Source organism: Paenibacillus sp. FSL K6-2393 (assembly GCF_038002545.1).
GTDB lineage: Bacteria > Bacillota > Bacilli > Paenibacillales > Paenibacillaceae > Paenibacillus.
In genome coordinates, this window is the sequence record NZ_JBBOCU010000001.1 from 1,711,787 (window position 1) to 1,731,771 (window position 19,985).

13 protein-coding genes are annotated in these 19,985 nt (G+C 44.0%); 9 read left to right on the plus strand and 4 right to left on the minus strand.

Going from position 1 to position 19,985, the window contains the following annotated elements:
* Positions 1 to 11: 11 nt before the first annotated feature.
* A complete protein-coding gene (locus MHI14_RS07510; protein ID WP_091027907.1) occupies positions 12 to 1,469 on the plus strand; it encodes a glycoside hydrolase family 1 protein in 1,458 nt (485 codons plus the stop codon).
* A 225-nt stretch (positions 1,470 to 1,694) separates the two neighbouring features.
* Here the strand turns inward: MHI14_RS07510 and MHI14_RS07515 are convergent, their stop codons facing one another.
* Both MHI14_RS07515 and MHI14_RS07520 read right to left on the minus strand, forming a co-directional pair.
* A complete protein-coding gene (locus MHI14_RS07515; RefSeq protein WP_339310359.1) occupies positions 1,695 to 3,017 on the minus strand; it encodes an amidohydrolase family protein in 1,323 nt (440 codons plus the stop codon).
* Between the two features lie 384 nt (positions 3,018 to 3,401).
* On the minus strand, positions 3,402 to 4,013 hold the full coding sequence (locus MHI14_RS07520) for a TetR/AcrR family transcriptional regulator (RefSeq protein WP_090809647.1): 612 nt from the start codon (positions 4,011 to 4,013) through the stop codon (positions 3,402 to 3,404).
* A gap of 241 nt (positions 4,014 to 4,254) precedes the next feature.
* On the opposite strand from MHI14_RS07520, the gene MHI14_RS07525 reads away from it, so the two are divergent.
* The 5 genes from MHI14_RS07525 to MHI14_RS07545 all read left to right on the plus strand — a co-directional run bounded on the left by MHI14_RS07525 (position 4,255) and on the right by MHI14_RS07545 (position 12,424).
* Positions 4,255 to 5,208, plus strand: coding sequence for a hypothetical protein (locus tag MHI14_RS07525; RefSeq protein ID WP_133385797.1), 954 nt, complete (start codon positions 4,255 to 4,257; stop codon positions 5,206 to 5,208).
* 78 nt (positions 5,209 to 5,286) lie between these two features.
* The gene (locus MHI14_RS07530; RefSeq protein ID WP_133385796.1) at positions 5,287 to 5,556 is read left to right on the plus strand and encodes a hypothetical protein; all 270 of its coding nucleotides are present in this window, start codon (positions 5,287 to 5,289) and stop codon (positions 5,554 to 5,556) included.
* 198 nt (positions 5,557 to 5,754) lie between these two features.
* On the plus strand, positions 5,755 to 6,792 hold the full coding sequence (locus tag MHI14_RS07535; RefSeq protein ID WP_133385795.1) for an ROK family protein: 1,038 nt from the start codon (positions 5,755 to 5,757) through the stop codon (positions 6,790 to 6,792).
* A gap of 335 nt (positions 6,793 to 7,127) precedes the next feature.
* Positions 7,128 to 8,327 carry an MFS transporter gene (locus MHI14_RS07540; RefSeq protein WP_133386035.1) on the plus strand — a complete coding sequence of 400 codons (1,200 nt, stop codon included), beginning with the start codon at positions 7,128 to 7,130 and terminating at the stop codon, positions 8,325 to 8,327.
* A 308-nt stretch (positions 8,328 to 8,635) separates the two neighbouring features.
* Positions 8,636 to 12,424 carry a DUF4073 domain-containing protein gene (locus tag MHI14_RS07545; protein ID WP_339310353.1) on the plus strand — a complete coding sequence of 1,263 codons (3,789 nt, stop codon included), beginning with the start codon at positions 8,636 to 8,638 and terminating at the stop codon, positions 12,422 to 12,424.
* 180 nt (positions 12,425 to 12,604) lie between these two features.
* Here MHI14_RS07545 and MHI14_RS07550 read toward each other — a convergent pair whose 3' ends face one another.
* The gene (locus tag MHI14_RS07550) at positions 12,605 to 13,210 is read right to left on the minus strand and encodes a DedA family protein (RefSeq protein WP_133385793.1); all 606 of its coding nucleotides are present in this window, start codon (positions 13,208 to 13,210) and stop codon (positions 12,605 to 12,607) included.
* Between the two features lie 289 nt (positions 13,211 to 13,499).
* Between MHI14_RS07550 and MHI14_RS07555 the strand changes: the two genes are divergently transcribed.
* Both MHI14_RS07555 and MHI14_RS07560 read left to right on the plus strand, forming a co-directional pair.
* Positions 13,500 to 16,667 (plus strand): GNAT family N-acetyltransferase, encoded by a 3,168-nt coding sequence (locus tag MHI14_RS07555; RefSeq protein ID WP_341130097.1) that lies wholly within the window; start codon positions 13,500 to 13,502, stop codon positions 16,665 to 16,667.
* Positions 16,654 to 17,532 (plus strand): amidohydrolase family protein, encoded by an 879-nt coding sequence (locus MHI14_RS07560; protein ID WP_341130098.1) that lies wholly within the window; start codon positions 16,654 to 16,656, stop codon positions 17,530 to 17,532. The genes MHI14_RS07555 and MHI14_RS07560 overlap by 14 nt, the downstream gene beginning before the upstream one ends.
* Positions 17,533 to 17,701: 169 nt before the next feature.
* Here the strand turns inward: MHI14_RS07560 and MHI14_RS07565 are convergent, their stop codons facing one another.
* Complete coding sequence (locus MHI14_RS07565) at positions 17,702 to 18,652, minus strand: phosphotransferase family protein (protein ID WP_341130099.1); 951 nt, start codon at positions 18,650 to 18,652, stop codon at positions 17,702 to 17,704.
* Positions 18,653 to 18,755: 103 nt separating this feature from the next.
* Between MHI14_RS07565 and MHI14_RS07570 the strand changes: the two genes are divergently transcribed.
* Positions 18,756 to 19,919 (plus strand): iron-containing alcohol dehydrogenase, encoded by a 1,164-nt coding sequence (locus tag MHI14_RS07570; protein WP_341130100.1) that lies wholly within the window; start codon positions 18,756 to 18,758, stop codon positions 19,917 to 19,919.
* The last annotated feature ends 66 nt before the right edge of the window (positions 19,920 to 19,985 follow it).

Here is a 19,985-nt window from a genome sequence, read left to right on the forward strand (position 1 = left end):
AGGACTTGTTTATGTCTAACAAAAATGGTTTCCCCGAATCTTTCATGTGGGGCGGTGCAACAGCGGCGAATCAATACGAAGGTGCCTGGAACCTTGATGGTAAAAAAGCGAGTACAGCCGATATGATGACGGGCGGAACCCATACGGTTCCCCGTCGGATTACGATAACGACTGAAGAGGGGGTTCATTACCCTTCTCATGAAGCAGTAGATTTTTATCATCATTACAAGGAAGACATTCGTTTGTTTGCAGAGATGGGTTTCCGTTGTTACAGAATGTCCATTGCATGGTCCAGAATTTTCCCTAACGGAGACGATGCAGCGCCGAATGAAGCAGGACTTCAATTTTACGACAATGTGTTCAATGAATTGAAAAAGTATAATATCGAACCCATCGTTACAATTTCCCATTATGAAGCACCGTTTGCTTTAACTAAGAAATTCAATGCTTGGGCTTCCAGAGAAATGATCGATTGTTATGTGAAATATTGCGACACAATCTTTAATCGTTACAAAGACGTGGTGAAGTACTGGATCACCTTTAACGAGATTAATAGCCTGATTGTTCCGGCAGGTGCTTACCTGGCAGGAGGACTTCTGGTTGATAAAAAAGGCGGCGTATTTAACAATACAGCAGTGGATAGCACGCAGATGAGATTTCAAGCGTTGCACCATCAATTCGTCGCGAGTGCCAAAGCTGTCAAGCTTGCACATGAGATTAATCCAGACTTCAAACTTGGTTGTATGATTAATTATAGTCATGGTTATGGAAGCACATGTAAACCGGAAGATATGTTAAAGGCTCTGAGAATGGATCAGATCAACAATATGATGAGCAGTGACGTACAAGTTAGAGGGGAATACCCTGACTTTGCGAAGAGATATTTTGAAGAGAACAATATTCAGATTGAGATGGCAGCAGAAGACGAAGCGGTGTTAAAGCAGGGCTGTGTTGATTTCTATAGCTTTAGCTACTATAAATCTCACGTGGTGGGTACCCGTCCAGAGGGTGATGAGACCCAAGGGAACGTCTTTGGTGGATACAAAAATCCATATCTGAAAGCTACGGACTGGGGATGGCAGATTGATCCGGTTGGACTTCGGTACGTGCTGAACCACGTATACGATCGTTATCGCATCCCGATGATGGTTGTAGAGAATGGTCTGGGTGCAGTGGATGTCGTTGAAGAGGATGGCACCATTAACGATACGTACCGAATTGAGTTTTTGCGCGCTCACATTGAACAAATGAGAGAAGCTGTCCGTGATGGCGTTAACCTGATCGGTTATACAGCTTGGGGTTGCATCGACATCGTTAGTGCATCCACTGGTGAGATGGGAAAACGCTACGGATTTATCTATGTAGATAAGGATAACGAGGGTAAAGGTACCCTGAAAAGAAGCAAAAAGAAAAGTTTCCACTGGTATAAAAAGGTGATCGCATCCAACGGGGCAAGTTTGGAGTTGTAAGTTAAGAAAAAGTAGAATTTATCAGAAGCTTACCATTGAATGGATAAGCCAACGGTTAAGATAAAAAGATAAAAAGATAATTTCATAAACTTAGGAGGCAGTCGAGGTATCATCGACTGCCTTTATTTATTGGATAGGGCGAAGGAGTTCAAAGTAGTTCAACCAAAAAGGTTAAGTATTATGCCTAGCATGAATTCACAACTAATTTGGATCTCGATCTCGGACTCACCAAACTGAGTTTAGAACATCGTCGACTTCTCTGATTCTTGTGACAGATGGTGTTTGAATTAGATTTCCTTTGACCATGACCATTGCGATGTCTGACAAGGCCTCGATATGTTCCAGCGGATTTTGCTCCATGATAATCAGATCGGCATGTTTTCCGATATCCACCGTCCCTGTAACATCGTCAACACCGAGGATCTTCGCATTAGTTCGAGTCACCATGTCGATGACCTGTTTGTTGTTCAGGTTGGCCTGTCTCATGTAGTGATCCATTTCTCTCCACATATTATAGTGAGTCACGTAAGGCATGGCGGCATCGGTACCGATCCCGATGGTGATGTCGTTTTCGATCGCTTGTTTTACACCTTTGAGCATGGAATCGTAGACCAGTTTGGAATTCTCTTTTACCGTTGCACTTACCTTTGTTACGCTGGTATCCAGTGAAGCGGATGGATAGGCGGCTTGCAGGGTGGGGATGAGTGCAGTGTAGCCATTTAGGGTATTGGGATTATTTTTGTACAAACGAATGATTTCGTCGTCCATCTCCGAACCGTGCTCGATGGTATCGACGCCACCTTGTAAAGCTATTCTTACGCCTTCCGTGCTTTCCACATGAGCTGCCACCCGCAGGCCAATCTTATGCGCTTCATCGCAGATCGCCGCAACTTCCTCCACAGTCATCTGTAAACGTCCAGCTTCGCCCACCATTTTCGCATCCGTCACGCCACCCGTCACACAGATTTTGATCAGATCCACGCCGTGTTTCACATTGATGCGCACATTCTTTCTGGCTTGCCACGGAGAGTCGCCCACCAGAGCCAGGAATGGAGCACCATGTCCGCCCGTGACACTCAGGAAAAATCCGGATACTAGCAAATTGGGACCGACAAAGTCACCGTTGTTAATCTCATCCCGCAGCTGGACGTCCGTATAAAAGAATTCGCCCACACTGCGCATCGTTGTCACACCCGCATGGAGTGCGGTCAGCGCGTTGCGTTTCATGCGTTTTTTCAATATGTGTCTGCCGAATTTCGTGTTCAGGATTCGATCATAGGCAAACTGCAACAAACCTTCACTGACCGAGAGACTGAACGGTTTACCATCTGCAAAGAGGTGTACGTGGGCGTTGATCAGTCCTGGCATTACGTATTTCCCTGAGAGGTCGATTGTTGTGTAGTGACTAGGGATATGCAAATCATGATCTCGGCCGATATCCTGAATGAGACCTTGCTCATTGATGAGAATGGTCATGTTATTTTGCAGATTGCGGCTTGAGTCGCCGTGGATCAGATGGACGTTTTTCAATGCGTAAGCGGTGTTCATGTTGTGTTCCTCCTTAGAATGGTGGGTGAGGCTATATAAGTTGAATAATGGGTATGTACACTTATCACTCCGATGACAGAACAACCTTCGGATCGCTGTTATCCCCAGATTTTTTTGATACTCTCTTATTAGGGGAAATCCGGTGATAAATACGAACGCTTCGCTTCCTCTGGTTATTTCTGTCCTCTCCGTTATCGTGTAAATGTAGGTTCAACTTAAATAGTTTGGTAAATGGTAACATTCAACTTAAAAATGAATAAATAATTCATTTTTGGGTCAAAAAAATAAAGTGACTTAATGTTTGATATTTTTTGCGTGCAAACCAAGTGAAGATGATCTGATCTGCACGCTTTGGCTATCCGGTATAAATAATGAGATGGAGCGTTATTCGTTGAGGCTCTTCATGCCGTATAGTCTGTATACATACAACGCTTCGAAAATTTGCTTCCGGCTGTCCTCACTCATATCCCGCTTCAATAGATCCAGGTTCATGTCGATCACGTTGTGTGCGAGGATGTTCAGTAAGATCAAGTTCTCCTCGGTGCCAATCTCATATCGTTTATATTGATTCTTAAGATACGCCTTCTTGGTTTCGATCATCAGCTCAACAAGCTCATTCTTAGCGTTGGTGTAGATCGTTCCTTTATTCTTTTCGAAGATGATCACAATCTGATTCCGGTATTTACGTAATACATCCACTTGTTCCTGCAACAGTGCCGATTTTCGCTCGCTATCGGTTTCCTCGAATAAGGTCTGGTTATCAAAGTGAATCGTCTCCACCAGCACATTTTTCAGATAATCCACCAGATCCGGCGGGACAACGGCGTAGAAGAGTTCTTTCTTGTTCTTAAAATAAGTATAGATATTGCCCACGGAAATATTAATCTCATCCGCGATATCGCTCATCTTGGCATCCACATAGCCCTTTTCAAAAAAGACCTTGAGCGCCGCGTATTCAATCTCTTTCCTGACTTCGTCTTTCTTGGCTTGCACCATAGGGAACGACTCCTTAATAGTGAATGGTTGGTTCGTTATTAGGATAGACCTTTTTGAGGGGGGTGTCAAATGGGATAGTGTTAAAAAATTAAATGAATATTGATGGTTTTGTGTTAATTAATGGAATATTTAATCATATTTAACTCTGATATCAATTGATATGTTATATAATAAACAATATAGGAGGTTAAGAAAAAAATTAGGAACAAGTGGAATTAAATGTTGAGAAGGGATGGTATTCATGGAGGCTTTCTACAATCCAGTTATTGCTTTTTCAGGTTTTTTAGGTACAGTTGTATTTTATGTCTTTACTACATATTTAAAAATGACTAAGAATCCATTGCGTTTCTTTGTGTCACTTGAGGAAATATTTTATATGGGAAGTACAATGAAATTTTTTAGATTTGTATACATATGGACTTTAATAGTAATAAGTGCTGGAATCTACGCTGTACTAATGTCTTCTTCTCTTTATAAATGGATGAGCAATGAAATTGTATTTGTTTTTAGTAACGTAGGCTATGCACTTTTTTATTTATTTTTCTTTCTAGCAATTATTCAAATTTTATCATTAAAAAAAATGCAGAGTGCTATTACTTCTTGGGCATATAATAAAAAGAGTACACTAAAAAGAAGAAAGTGGTTAATACTTGGCTTAATGATTTTCATTTTGATATATTTAGTCCACTATTCATTATTATATGGTTGGGTGATAAATAAGATTCTAAGTATGCAAGGGAATGCTCTAGGTGGAAATGTAGATGATCCACTCAGTGTGCTGTTACTAATTAGAGATTTTGACCCTTCCACTATTAGTGCCTCAGTGATGATTACAGTTTTATACTTTTTTTTGCTTTTGCGAACAAAAAATTTATTTAGATATATCGGGCACTCGCAAATTTCTGCAAACTTCATACTAAAGGATGGAACAGCCTTTAAAAATAAACAGATAATTCATACAGATATAGATAAAAGTTACTTAGTTGCAGATTCATCTAATGTTTTTGAGTTGAATAAAGATTTAATTCCTAAAGATAATATTAATTTTATAAGTCACAATTACTTTTATTCTAGCTTAGGAAAGATAAGCGAACTTCAAGATTCGAAAAAATTACAGATAGACATGCTAAATTCTGAGGAAAGCTCACTAGTGAATTCACTTCTTAAGAGTAATAAAAAATTTAATATAAAATAACATTGTATCTATTACGCAACGACGTACCACATCCTCTCTTTGGATGTGATACCCTCTCCTTAACAAAGGAGTGGTGACATGACAAGTACCAACAGCGAGGACCTGTCTTTGCAATACTCGCAACTAGTCCAACAGGAAGACGATTACGTCGACCAACTGGTCACATGTAACAAACTCATCCTAGATGCTATGGACATCATCGCGAAGCAGGCAGGTATGCTAGACATGGATACCGTGAAACAAGCAGCATATCACCTTCATTCCATGGAACAGGACTTAAACCGAAAGTTATTTAAAGTCCGACTGGAGAAGAGCATCTTGGCAAATCAAATGAGCCAGTCTACATAAAACCACTTTAACTAAAGGACAGTGCAGGGTCACACAAGATGATCTTGAACTGTCCTTGTGCCTTTTTATCCAAACTTTTTTACTCTCAATTAAGCATTGACTTTCCTCACAAATCCCCCTACACTTCAATTATTAAAATACTTTTAAAAACATTCATTGAATGGTTCGAAATGAACGAAAGGAGGCATATAACTAACGATGTTACCTACATCACACAATACCCAACAGGTGAAGCGCATTAACGTTGAACTGGTGAAGAATACACTCCGATCCATGGGCGTAGGCACGAAAGCTTCCATTGCGAACCTGACCAAACTCAGCGTAGCGACGTGCGGCACGATCCTGAACGAATTACTGCAAACGGGTGAAATTATCGATCTGGGTCCAGACGAATCGAGCGGGGGAAGACCTGCGAGTCGGTATCAGTTTAATGCGGATTACGCCAGCGTACTTTGCCTGATTATTCGAACAGAGGGCGGCATTCACTCAATCACACATACATATGCCAATCTGAACGGAGAGATGGCGGACGAACAGACGCTCATTTTGGAAGAGATTAATGTAAAGGTGGTAGAGGATCTAATTGCAAATCTGATCGAAAAACACCACAATGTGCAGGCGATTGGGATCGGCATACCTGGTGTGGCACACAACGGCGTGATTGGAATTTGCGATGTACCGGAGCTGATGTATCAGCCGCTCGGGCCAAGGCTTAAGGAGCAATATGAAGACGTGGAAGTGGTCATTGGCAACGATATGAACTTGACGGTCTACGGTCTGTACAACCAGCAGCAATTTGAGGAAGAGAAGAACTTTGCGGTGGTAACTTTTCCGGAGAATCATTTTCCGGGTGCAGGCTTTATCATTGATGGTCGTCCGCTGACCGGGAATACGCAATTTGGGGGCGAGGTGTCCTTCTTACCATTTGGCGTATCACGGGAAGAGCAGTTGCACATGTTGAAAACGGTGGAAGGGTTGCAGGAACTGGTCGTACAGACGCTGGTATCCATCATCGCGATCATTAACCCGGCAGCGATTGTCGTTACGGGAGATACAATGGACCCGGCTATGAGAGATGACCTGTTACAGGGCTGTCTGGATCACCTGATCCCACTGGAGCATATGCCGGAGTTGATCATACAAAGAGACACTCGGCGCGAATATGTTACCGGGCTAGTAGCTGTTACGCTGGAGAGCCTGACCTACCGCATTCAAGTAATTGAGAAGCAATGGTAAAGGAACTGAACGTTGATCAGAAGGATGATCTTTCATCTGATCGAATAAAATTGTAGTAATCCTTTTATATAAGATGAACTATTTCATTAAACAGGTAACGGAGAGGACAGAAAAAACCTGGAGAAGCGAAGCGGTCGCCTTTATCACCGGATTTTCCCTTTGGAGAAGGGAATTCAAAAAATCTGGGGATAACAGCGATTGGAAGGTTATTCTGTCATTGGAGTGTCCAGTTTATGACCCTTGTTTCAACTTATATAGACACACTGGAGGAACTTATTTTGAATCAGCAAGCAGGTACGCAAGGCAACAAACGAAAGTTCAACAAGCTGTACGCCATGCAACTGGCAACGATCTTTCTAGGATTTATCGTATTTGGTATATCAGAAAATATTAAGGGGCCGGCCATTCCGCGCATTCAATTCGACTTCAATCTGGATGAGAAACAGCTCGGGACGTTATTGTCCCTGAATGCACTGGGGTACCTGATCGCCTGCTCCTTCACGGCTATTCTGGTTCGCAAATGGGGCATCAAGGCGGTTAGCATCATATCGTTTGCATCGATGATCCTCTCGGGTGTGTTCATTTATGTGTCTCATACCTATCCACTCTTTGCTTCATCGTACTTCTTCATGTACATCGGTAACGGCATGCTGGAGATTGCTTTGGCGATTCTGGGTGCGCGTATCTTTGTGAAAAACACAGGTACGATGATGAACCTGTCCCATTTCTTCTATGGACTGAGTTCAACGGTAGCGCCTTTGCTGGCGACGGGTGTCATGTCCTTGAAGGTGTTTGGACACGAGCTGGACTGGCGCGGTATGTATCTGGTGATGTTGTCACTCTGTCTGCTGCCGATCATTGCGGCGCTGCGCAGCAAATTCCCGGGGGATGATCTTCCTCATGAGGATCGGACTTCACTGAAGACGTTAACACGTGATCCTGCCCTTTGGCTGATGGTGCTCATTCTTTCTTTTGGCGTGGTATCGGAGCTGGCGGTTGGGGGTTGGCTGGTTAATTTCTTGGAAAAAGCCTACACGTGGGACACGGTCAAAGCCTCCGGGTTATTATCTGGGTTCTTCCTCACGTTCTCGCTGGGACGACTGCTGCTTGGGCCATTAACGGACCGGATCGGATTTGTATTGTCACTGATTGTGTTCTCGGCTTTCTCGGGAGTATGTACGTTCGTGGCGCTTGCAGGGGGAGAGCGTCTTGCGATTTTCTTTGCAATATCTGGCGCGGGAATAGCGATGATCTATCCTACTGTGATGGCGTTTATCGCACGCAGATATCCAAACGGCAGTGACACCGCGATTACGTTCACGGTTACCTTGATGGGGGTTGGTAGTGTTATTGGTAACTATGTGATTGGTTGGGTCATTGAAGGCGTGAAGAATATGTACGGTTCATCGACTCAGTTAGGGCTGCTGCGCGGACTTCAGGCGGGATATGGATTCATTGGTTTATGTGCGGTGATCTGTGCGGCATCAGGCGTAGTGTTGTATGTGTATTTGAAAAGACGACAGGAATTGATTTAGATTGTATGATAATTGAAGTTTCTTTGATAACTCTTTCTCATCCAATTATGGAGTGGGAAGGAGTTTTTTTTTATGCTTCATGACAGATTTTCATGTGTAGACAGGGAACAACGGAGTAATTGCTACGATATATAACTTGGGTTCAACTATTCGTCAAATGATACAAAATAGTGCTATTTTCCTTAATGATCAGAATATTCTGGTAATTAATTATTGTTATAAGCTAAATTACATATTATGATGTATAGGTCTTTTGATTCAATATTATACAAAAATCAGGAGAAAAGACTTAATCATTAGGAGGCAATATGGATATTTCGAAAAAACTGGGTGTAGCAGCTATGGCAACGATAGCTCTTACGCTAAGCACGGCAATTCACTCCAACGTGTCGGCAGCATCCGATCCGTTCAAAGATGTTGCACAGGCATCGCCTTGGGCAAAGGGACTTATTCAAGAAGCTCAAGAGAAGATGTTCATGAATGGAGATCGTGAGGGTTATTTCCACCCCTTACAGGAGGTAACTCGTCAAGAAGCGGCAGTCGCGCTTGCCAAATTAATGGGCCTTCAACTAAGTAACAATGTGGTTTCTTCATTTACAGATGTTGCTCCTGATTCATGGAGTGAAAGTGCGATTAATGCGGTACAAAAAGCAGGATGGATGAATGGAGATCGTAATGGAACATTTCGTCCTAAAGCAGTAATTACACGAGAAGAATTAGCTTCCATTTTGGCCAGAGCTACACAAGTAGATGCAGTGGCAGTTCAAGAAGATGAGCTTCCAGCTATTAAGGATAGTCAGAAAATATCCGCTTGGGCTAAAAACTCAGTTTCATCCGTTGTTTCATCAGGTTTGATGACAGGAAGTAATGGAAGCTTTCATCCACAGAAACCAGTACTTCGGCAGGAATTGGCAGCTATTTTAGTAAGAATGGATTCTAAGACTACAAGCAATAAACTTCAAACGATCAAGAAAATAGAAAATGGAATGGTGACGATTGGAAATACCAACTATAGTGTGACGGAAGCATTAAAACCACTTTTCTCGGAAAATAATGTAGCTGCACTTGCTAACGCGGAAGTTCGTGTTGAAACCGTAGATGATCGTATCACCAAGGTATTTGAACTAAAACTCCTTACGCCAGGTCAGGGAGCAGAATCGGGTAAAAAAGAGTTCTCAGGTAATACCATACTAGATGGCGGACAAGCAGTCATTGAAGGCAATGTAAAAGTTGCAGCTGACTACATAACGATTAAGAATATCAACATTAGCGGCGATTTGGAAATTACGAAGGAACTCGAAAATGACTTTTACGCAGAGAAGATTACGGTAAAAGGTACAACATACGTTAAGGGCGGAGACGATAATACGGTCGTATTCGACCATTCGTCACTCCAAGGAATGAATATTACCAAGGAAGATGTTCGGGTAGAAGCAGTAAACAAAACGGTCGTTAAAGAAGTCCATATTGAGTCGAAGCTCTCCGGATTGTGGGGGGATGAATCCATTACATATGAGAGTGTAACTGTAGGAGAAGGTGTTCAAAATGCTTCTTTGTATGCCCACATCCAGAACTTGGAGATCAATACAGGTAATAAAGAAACAACAATTTCTGGAACAGGTCATATCGAATCGGTGACCATTAAAGGTTCTGGCACAATTGCGCTACAAGGTACCGGCGTAATAGGGTCCGTAACGATTACAGATAGTGCCAGCCAAGTGTCACTCCCAGCTAACGGTTCCATTCAACGTCTAGTGCTTCCAGACGGAATAGCACCAGAGAGAGTGATTGCAAACTACGATAAAGTAAAAACACAGATCGCTACGATTAACGGAGCATCGAATCCAGCTTACGTACTCCCAAGTTCAGGAGGCGGTAATTCTTCCAATAGCGGAGGTAATGCGGGGAACTCCGGAGGAGGAACGCCCTCTAATCCGGGTACAACACCAACACCAACGAATCCGAACCCAATAGCATGGTATCCGTACACTTACAAGAGTTATCAAAACCGCACAGAAACTTCGGCTGATGGTTTGATGACCACGAACAAAACGGGTACGGTCTATTACATGGCTGTTCGTTCAGGTGATAATGTACGTCCTACAACTGAACAAGTGAAGAGTGGAATACTTCCTAATAACCTGCCTTCAACACATGGTGCGTTTTCTATAACCGCTAACCAACCTGTAACCTATAAAATTGAAGGCCTGGAACCGACCAAAGCATACAGCATGTATGCCATTTTCAAAAATGGAGAAACGGGTCAGGAAACGCAGCCAATGTTTATCCATTCCGTTATGAATTATATTGCGAACGACATTAGTGTACTTCCTTATGAGAATTCAAACTTAAGTCAGATTAGAATTCAGTTCACTGGTGTACTCACTCCTCCGGCCACAAGTACAACCAATCCGTCTGCCATCATTAAGGATGGTCATCTGCGAAACTATGGCTACGGATTTATTGAGATTAATTCAATAGAATGGGATCTAACCATTCCCGAAATGCCTATTATGAATCTAAATTTTGACCCTGTAACATTGGGAGACGGGACATCCTATCGGTTGGATTGGACCTATGTAAAAAATGCTTTAACGATTAAAAATACAGATGGAAATGGTTCCCGTTCGTTCGGCGGACATGGAAGTTACTCAGGTCCGGAAGTTGTTTCATTAATCACGAAGCAATTATTCATAGAAACGGGCAACATGATCGATCCTTTAAAGGGAGAAGCAGTCATGCGCATTCTTGGAGTGTATCCTTCTCCGTTGAAAGAGGAACTGGAATTGGTTGAATTCAATGGACAACATTATCAGAAAGCTCTGGCAGAAAAAGCAGGCCAATATACGACATTCAGTGATGTCAAACAGATTATTCATGCTACAAACCAGCAATATCCTGCTCCATCCAGCACTGAAGCCAGTGTGATCCGTAATATCAATAGTGCAGCAACCGTTTCTATTATGGAATCTTACCTGAAGAGATATGCATCCACATTAAATATTGATGCAACGGCATACAGCAATATGAATCAGGCTGCTCGAGCAGAAGTTGCCCAAACAATTATTAATAATCGAAGACTTCTGCCTGATAACAAATTCACGAGCCTTGAAGAAATTCGTACTACTTATGAACTTGCATACGTCAAGGCTGCTTCTATACCGATGAGCATTTCTTTTGTGGATACCGATACGGCTGCAGGCTTTATTGGGGGAGATATTAGATGGACTACAGGTACAGATGATAATTCAGTCATTTCTTATGAGATACTCTGGGGAGATGCTGGGCTAAGTCTTTCGAGCATTGCAACAATCGACAAGGATGAAGAGAATAGTTATACCTTACCACAAGGAACGGCTATTCCTTACGGATCGACTCAACTACTTGTACGAGCCGTGCTTCAAGATGGATCTCAAACAGCTCCAATATCCATTGCGATCAAAGATACATTGCCTTCGGCTCCTGAGGAACCAGCAATTAAAATCAATGATGAAAGAAATATACTGATTGATGCGAATTCAAGCATGGAGTTTTCGGTGGACGAAGCTCAATCTTGGATTTCATATAATGATGTAGATCCGCCGATTTTCCCTGGTGATGTATTTGTAAGAGTGCGTGTTAAAGCTGATTCAGCGAATCAAGTTCCAGCAGGGAACTGGTTAACAGTTAGTTTTGTAGATAATGTAAAAATGTATGTTGGTCATAATGATGCCAGTAATACGTTCTATACAGACCACATGACCTCAGCAATGGAGTATTCTGTGAATGACGGGGAAACGTGGACAACGTACAACGAAGAAAATCCACAACAATTTCCTGGGGATCTAACTGTTCTCGTTCGCGAGAGAGGCGGTCAATACTTGGAGGCTGCACCAGCTAAAAGCTTCACATTTACATCGGAAGTTCAGGTTTGGAAGTCAAATAATTCAATTATGGCTTCTTCATCGATACTTGAATACTCCAAGAATAATGGAGAATGGATTCCATTAATCAGCGAACAAACTGTTCCTTTCCAAACAGGAGATTCGGTTCGAGTCCGGGAAGCAGCACAATATCCTTTTCCGGCTGGCGAAGCAACGACATATAATTTCGAATAAATAGAAATATCAAAGGGAGAATCTCTAAACGATTCTACACCCAACAATCACAATAAAGCCCCGCTGATTTTTTAAATCAGCGGGGCTTTACATAACATATAAATTAGATGAGTTTTTTCATAAGACTATTTCAAAGAATCAACATCAATCTGCGCATCTCATTTCCTTACTTAAACAAGCCTATGACTTGTTCAAAGCCGTTCTTCTTTTCCAACGTTTCAACAGCACATACAATCCAAAAGCACCTAAGAAAACCACCGCTGCCGGCACGATATAAGGCTTAACAATCTCGTCCACGTGCTCCCATTGAGAGCCTAATTTGAAGCCTAAGTAGATGTACAGTGAGGTGATCGGAAGCATGGCCAAGAATGTAAAGATACTGAACTTAAACACATTCATCTTCGCCATACCACAAGGGATGGAGATCACGGTCCGAATGCCGGGTACAAAACGTCCATAGAAAGCTACCCCACTGCCATATTTCTCGAAGAACGTATCGGAAGCATCCAGATGGTGGGGGCGGATCAAGAAATACTTGCCGTATTTTTCGACCATCGGTCTGCCGCCGTATCGTCCCAACGCATACAACGTCAGAGGTCCAAACGTTCCGCCTACGGTACCAGCAAGTATAGCCAGCCAAAGCTTCATATCCCCAAGATACACCCAATATCCAGCCATAGGCAGCACAAGTTCAGCAGGTACAAATTCAAACGACAAGGCAATGACCAGACCTGCGTATGACAAATCTTTAAAAAAGAGTATAAATTGCGTGATCCATTCTGTCATGCTTTCCCTCCATGAATCTATCTTTTTTATATATAAAAAGAAACACTCCTGTACAAAGAGTAACAATAGCGAATAGAGCTTGTCAAAGTTCACATGAAAGGCCATTTCAGGACACACTGCGGCAATATGTTTACCCGTACATAAGGGTTGTATGGATTTGTGAGCACTTCATACAGAACTGGATACCGAAGCAATGATATATTCCTCTGAAAATGCTTCCAATTATAGTATGATAAGACTATCACTAGCTTCTTCACCATCCTGTACATAAAGAGAAGGAGATCAGAACATGACCGTAACTTCGATTATTGACCAGATCCATATTATTGAATACGATCCCTCTTACGCTGCCGCACTCGCGGATATGTGGAACCGTAGTAACGAAAGCTGGGGAGGTGGCACCAATCTTAGAACAGAGGAAACAGTTCGCCGCGAGATGGAGAGTTCGTCCAATCTTTATGCATTTCTAGCTGTTCATGAGAAAGAGGTTGTTGGTTTCTGCAGTTTTGCTCATTACCGCTATGACGAGAGAGCACTATATGTACCGCTGCTTAACGTACGTCCTGACTATCACGGTTATAAGGTTGGACGCAATCTGATCTTGAATGCTGTGCGCAAGACCGTGGAGGCCGGATGGCCTCGCCTGGATCTGTTCACGTGGGCAGGGAATACGAAGGCTGTACCGATGTACAAGAAATGCGGATTCTTCTGGGAGAAAAAAGATGATAATGTGCATCTGATGAATTTCATCCCTACCATCTTGCAGACCGAAGCACTCGCTCCTTATTTCGAGGATTTAGATTGGTATGCAGACAGCACGCGTGAACTTGTGATCGAGCCGGATGGCCGACGGGAGCGTGGTTTTGATTTCTTTGACTACACGTGGAAAAAGGGAGATGTCTCCCTGCGGGCTGAATTTGAAAAGTCGGGTCGCGGGCTGACTGCTCTCGAAACACCGGATTACGAAATCTCAACAGAAGTCGATGATCATGATCTGGTATTCGGTTCCAGCTATAAGGTTTGCTATCGCATTAAGAACAATTCAACTTCCGAACTGGCGATTGAGATCAAGGGTGAGGATAACAAAAACATTCGATTTTCGCTGGACGTTGCACGAGCAGTCGCTCCGGGAGAAACCATCATCGTGGAAGGTGAGTTTCACCTTGATCCAATTACAGAGGAACAGAATAACAATAAGACCCATCCCGTGGTTGCCAGCACATGGTTGATCGGAGGGAAGAAAGCGGAGTTTCGATTGGGCATTGCCCCGAAATTCCCGGCCAAGATCAAGACCATCTTGCCTGTGAAGGAGCTCTATCCAGGCATCCCGGCGGAGTTGGTTCTGAACGTGGAAAATAATGTGGATGCCGAAACGGAGTTCAGCTTTGACCTGCCAGAGGATGAATTCCTTGAATGGGAGGAGCGTTCGGTGCGCTTTACGGTTCCTGCCAAAGGTAAGATGTCTGTGCCGGTGCCTTTCACCTTGCGTTCATATGGTCTCTATTTCCAAGAAGTAGAAGTGACGGCTGTCCCAGTGGGGAACCATGCGATCTCTTTTACAAGCAAAATTTCCGTACTGATGAAGGGAATCGAAGGGAAATATGGTGGGCAGATTGAGGATCAATGGGTGGCTGTGAATGGTGCATTCTCCCTTCATATGAGCAAACAAGATAATAACATGTGGATTGAATATCCCGGTTCCCGTCATTCGTTCTGGTGGACTTATCCGAAGCTGGGTAAGCCGTTTGCCGAAGAGTTATCCAAGAAACATGCAAAAGAAGTGAATATCTATCCCGAAGGTGAACGTCAGGTTTTTGAAGCACTGTATGACTCGGAGGATTTCCCAGGCTTGCAGATTAAATCCGTGGTCAAGCTGTCTGCGAATGGAATCGCCGAATTCCACCACGAGGTTGAAAATACACGGGACACGGCCTGGGAAGAAGACCTATTTCTAATGAATAACTTCGGTTTCTACGGAAACCAGCTAATTCTACCGTACCAAGGCCGTTTTGTGGATATGGGCGATTCTTACGCTGGCGATCCGAGTCATTGGGACAGTTCGCAGATTACGGAAAACTGGCTGTTTTGCAAGGAAGAGTATGGCGCGTGCGGCATCTATTGGGACCCTTCTCTGAAGCTGCTTCGTCCGGAATACACGCTGGGATTGCAGCATGAGCTTGGACGTATTGCAGCAGGAGGCGTTGTGCGGACCAAGACAACTGTATATGCCCTGAACACGTTTGCCAAATGGTCGGATTTCCGTGCGTTTGCAAGGAAGCAGCGTAACCCGATCATTCCGCTGCTGGACAGTCATCTGGATCTGACACTGAGTGAGGGGAATCCGTTTGCCCCAGACGTGCTGCAAGCAACGTTGACTGAACATAAACTGGTTTCGCTTGCGGGCAAGCTGGAGCTGTATGTACAGCAGGGTGGCAAACCGGAGGTTATGGCCAATGTGAAGGAATTCAATCCGGAGCAGAATCTAAACTCTGCCAAGCTGACATTTTCACCAGACGAAGCGGACCGAGACCAGCACGTGAGTGGTTGGAAAGTTCGTGGGCTATATCGGGGCGAAGATCGGATTCAAGAGCGAACGGCCCTTTGGTTCCCGCAGAGCGGAACAGAGGTTAAGCAGATAATTGAAGAAGGTTCATCTGGACCAGTGTACACCGTAGACAATGGAGTATTGTCGATCTCCGTTGCCCCTGACTTCGGGAGTGTAGTACACTCTCTGAAAGTTGCAGGAGAAGAATGGCTGGACAGCTCGTACCCTGAACCGGCTCCACGCTCGTGGTGGAATCCGTGGTACGGCGGGCTGGGTGTGGGGATTCCAGGCATGAATGGTTTCAGCCGCCAGTTGGAACAGAGAGCCGCTTTCTGGACAGAGCACAAGGACCAATACGGCAACGTCTGGAAAGGCATAAAGCTGACCACCCGAATTGAAAAGCATGAAGCGAATCGGGGAATCACGATCCACCAGCATTATCTGATGCTGCCCGGTGTTCCTGTGCTCTGCACGCTGCTTGAAGTGACCAACGAAAGCGGCCTGACGCTGACAAATTACTCGCTTGCGGAGGAACGTTTCCTCCAGCCTTCATCTGTCTTTGCGGAAGGTTGGATTGAGCAACCGGGTAAAGATCGATTCCCGCTAGGCAAGGTGGATGTGGGCCTGCCACTTGAAGACCTTTTGCGAGTCGGATCGGTTTCGCGTGAAAACATGCTGCATGCGGTCCATCGTTACCCGAATCAGAGTGCATGGGCTTTTGCTAATAATCAGGTGACGGGTCTGCACGTGAATCATCATCTGACACTCCATCACGGGGAAACGGTCTGGACGGAGCCGACATATCTGGTTCTGGGACCAATTCCACTGAGTTCAGCGGATGTGCATGACCTTCTCAAACTGAATTTTGCAACTTCTACCGATGAAAAGGAGGCTTCACATGCCGATCATTGATATTCACATTCATCTGTCAGACATCGACAGCTTTCACCAAACAGCGATTGATCTATCCAAAGTGGATTATTCTGCCGCTGGTCTGAAAGCGGAGTTTGATGAAAACGACGTCATTATGGGTATCGGAATGGGGGTTACGGAGCAGACGAAGGGAGCGTTCCCGGATTCCAGTTCTCCTAACCCGATGGGACTTGACCTGGAAGAGAAGGTTCCGTCATTCCTCATGGAATGTGTGGGGATCAATCCCAATGCGCTAGATGGTAAACACGCGCAGGACGAGCTTGACCGGATTGAAGCTAGACTTCAATCCCCTGAGGTAGCCGGAATCAAACTTTATGCCGGATACTATCATCACTATGTATATGACAAAATCTATACTCCGGTCTATGAACTCGCAGCCAAGTACAACTTGCCTGTCGTGATTCATACGGGCGACACGTACTCCATGAATGGATTGCTCAAATATTCGCATCCGTTGACGGTGGATGAATTAGCCTTGCAGCAGCGCGGTGTGAACTTCATGATCTGTCATCTGGGTGATCCCTGGGTGATGGATGCAGCTGAAGTGGTAGCGAAGAATCCTAACGTGTATGCGGATTTATCTGGTCTTGTGGTGGGGGATCGGCCTCATTTTGAACGGTTCATGAACGAGCCTTTATTCATGGATCATTTCCGCCGGGCTTTGGTCTATTCGGATCATTACGAGAAAATGCTGTTTGGTACCGACTGGCCGCTTGCGCCAATCGATCTGTATGCCGAATTTGTCCGCCGACTTGTACCGGAACAGCATCATGATAAGGTTTTCTATGAGAATGCCTTTGGGCTGTTTCCACGTATTGGACAGCGGATTGCCGATCTGGGTTAGAACCTAAGTGCCTAATTATTAATATCTGAGGGGATGTAGACCATGCATGTCATGGAAGCATGCGATGGTTATATTGGATCCCTGTGATGTAAGCTCCTGCCACTTTTATGGCAGGAGCTTTTTTGTCCAGGAAAACAGTGAATTCGTCTTACTAATGTGGTATGAGGGATCAGGCGAACAAAGGTTGAGTCACCATTTTCATATACTTTTTTAAGTCGTCTTTTGCATGTGGGTACTGTTCCCAAACCCCAAGGTTCCAACTCATATAACGGATGCCGAGATATCGGGATGCCAGGGAGAAGTACTTTTCGAATTGATGTTGTGGAATATCGTATCCGTGAGAACTTAGGGCCTCCCGATAGATCTCAACTTGTTTCAGATGTGTACAGCGTAGAGGGATATCAAAGAACAGGGAGCCATACCTTGCTTCCTCCCAATCGATAAAATATACATCTTCATTGTTGTATACCAATACATTGCCAGGATTCAGATCATTATGAATTAACGTATGTGTGTGTTTGTCCTGGATAAGTATTTCAAGATCATCTACGATGTTACTTGCTACAGCTTCAATTTCCGAAATGAGCGGTGATCCAAATTCTTCAATGAATGATGGACTTTCTATGGCGTTTTTCCACGAAGGTCTCCAACGGTTTTCCATCATTTCGATGATATGAGATCGATCCACATTAGATATCCAGGGCAGTTCTTTTTTCAATCCCATGTTCGTTCCGTGTATGTAAGCCAATGCTCGTAATTCTTTATGCTGAAGCAGATCCATATCCAGATGACTATAATCGGTTTGGTAGTCCACATCCTGAATGCAGATCAAGCTTCGATCTTGAGTATGAGGTTCAGTTGATAAACTAAAGGGTACATTGGCTCCCTGTAAAAATAATCTGGACAAGGCAGAGCGTTCAATGAACGTGGCCTTTTTTGTCACGAGAGAAATATCCCTGTTCACTCCATTTACAAGGAATTCAATATGATGTCGAAGCAATTCAACGGCTTGAAGTCCCGCACCGACAGGGTTACTTTTGATACTTCGAATGTGAATATCCGAGGATACATATTGATTAATGGTTTGTTTTATTAATTGTTGTAATGTGATAGACTCCATACTTATCTGTGAACTCCTTTTTGTATGTATTTGTTTTTACGAATAAAGAGAATTATAATGGTGGATGCACAAAATTTCAGACTTTTTTGGAGGAACATACGTAATGAGATCTTTTCAGTTTTATAATCCGACCCGGCTGATTTTTGGCAAAGGGCAACTTCAAGCACTACAGACCGAAGTTCCAAAATACGGAAAACGTATTTTGCTTGTATATGGTGGTGGAAGCATCAAACGCAGCGGGCTGTACGATCAGGTAATCAGCCAGCTGAATGAAATCGGAGCAGAGGTTACGGAACTGGCCGGTGTAGAACCAAACCCACGTCTGTCTACGGTTCACAAGGGTGTAGAGTTATGCAGAACACATGATATTGATTTGGTTCTTGCGGTTGGCGGCGGCAGTGTACTAGATTGCGCTAAAGCCATCGCAGTAGGGGCCAAATACGATGGAGACATGTGGGATGTTGTGGTGCGCGAAGCAACTCCAGAAGGCGGACTTCCACTGGGTACAATTCTGACGATGGCAGCGACAGGTTCCGAGATGAACAACGGTTCAGTAATTACCAATCAGGACACGCAGGAGAAATGGGCATGGTTCAGCGAGTATTCTTTCCCAGCGTTCTCGATTCTTGATCCGGTGAACACATTCACCGTACCTCTGGATCAGACGGTATACGGCATGGTGGATATGATGTCTCATGTGTTTGAACATTATTTCCATCTGGATACAAATACACCGGTTCAGCTTGGGTTCTGTGAGACGATTCTTCGTACCGTCATCGATACAGCTCCTCGCCTGATCAAAGATCCAGAAAACTATGAACTGCGCGAAACCATTCTCTACTGTGGAACAATGGCGCTTAACGATGTCCTGAATATGGGTCTTGCCGGAGATTGGGCTTCTCATAATATTGAACATGCCGTGTCGGCTGTGTATGACATTCCCCATGGGGGAGGCCTTGCGATCCTTTTCCCACACTGGATGAAACATAATCTGGATGTGGATGTAGATCGATTCAAACGTATGGCCGTTAATGTATTTGATATCAACCCTGCTGGAAAGTCGGACAAACAAGTTGCTGAGGAAGGCATTCAAGCGCTGCGTACATTCTGGACTTCAATTGGTGCCCCTAGCCGTCTGGCGGACTATGACATCGACGACAGCCAGATTGATGTGATGGCTGATAAAGCGATGCGATTTGGTCCGTTCGGATTCTTCAAAAACTTGCAGCGTGAAGATGTAGTACAAATTTATCAAGCTGCACTGTAATTGTAAATCTCACAATCACTTTGTATAGTGAGTCATATTAAACAAGGACCTTCCTGTATTACTTAG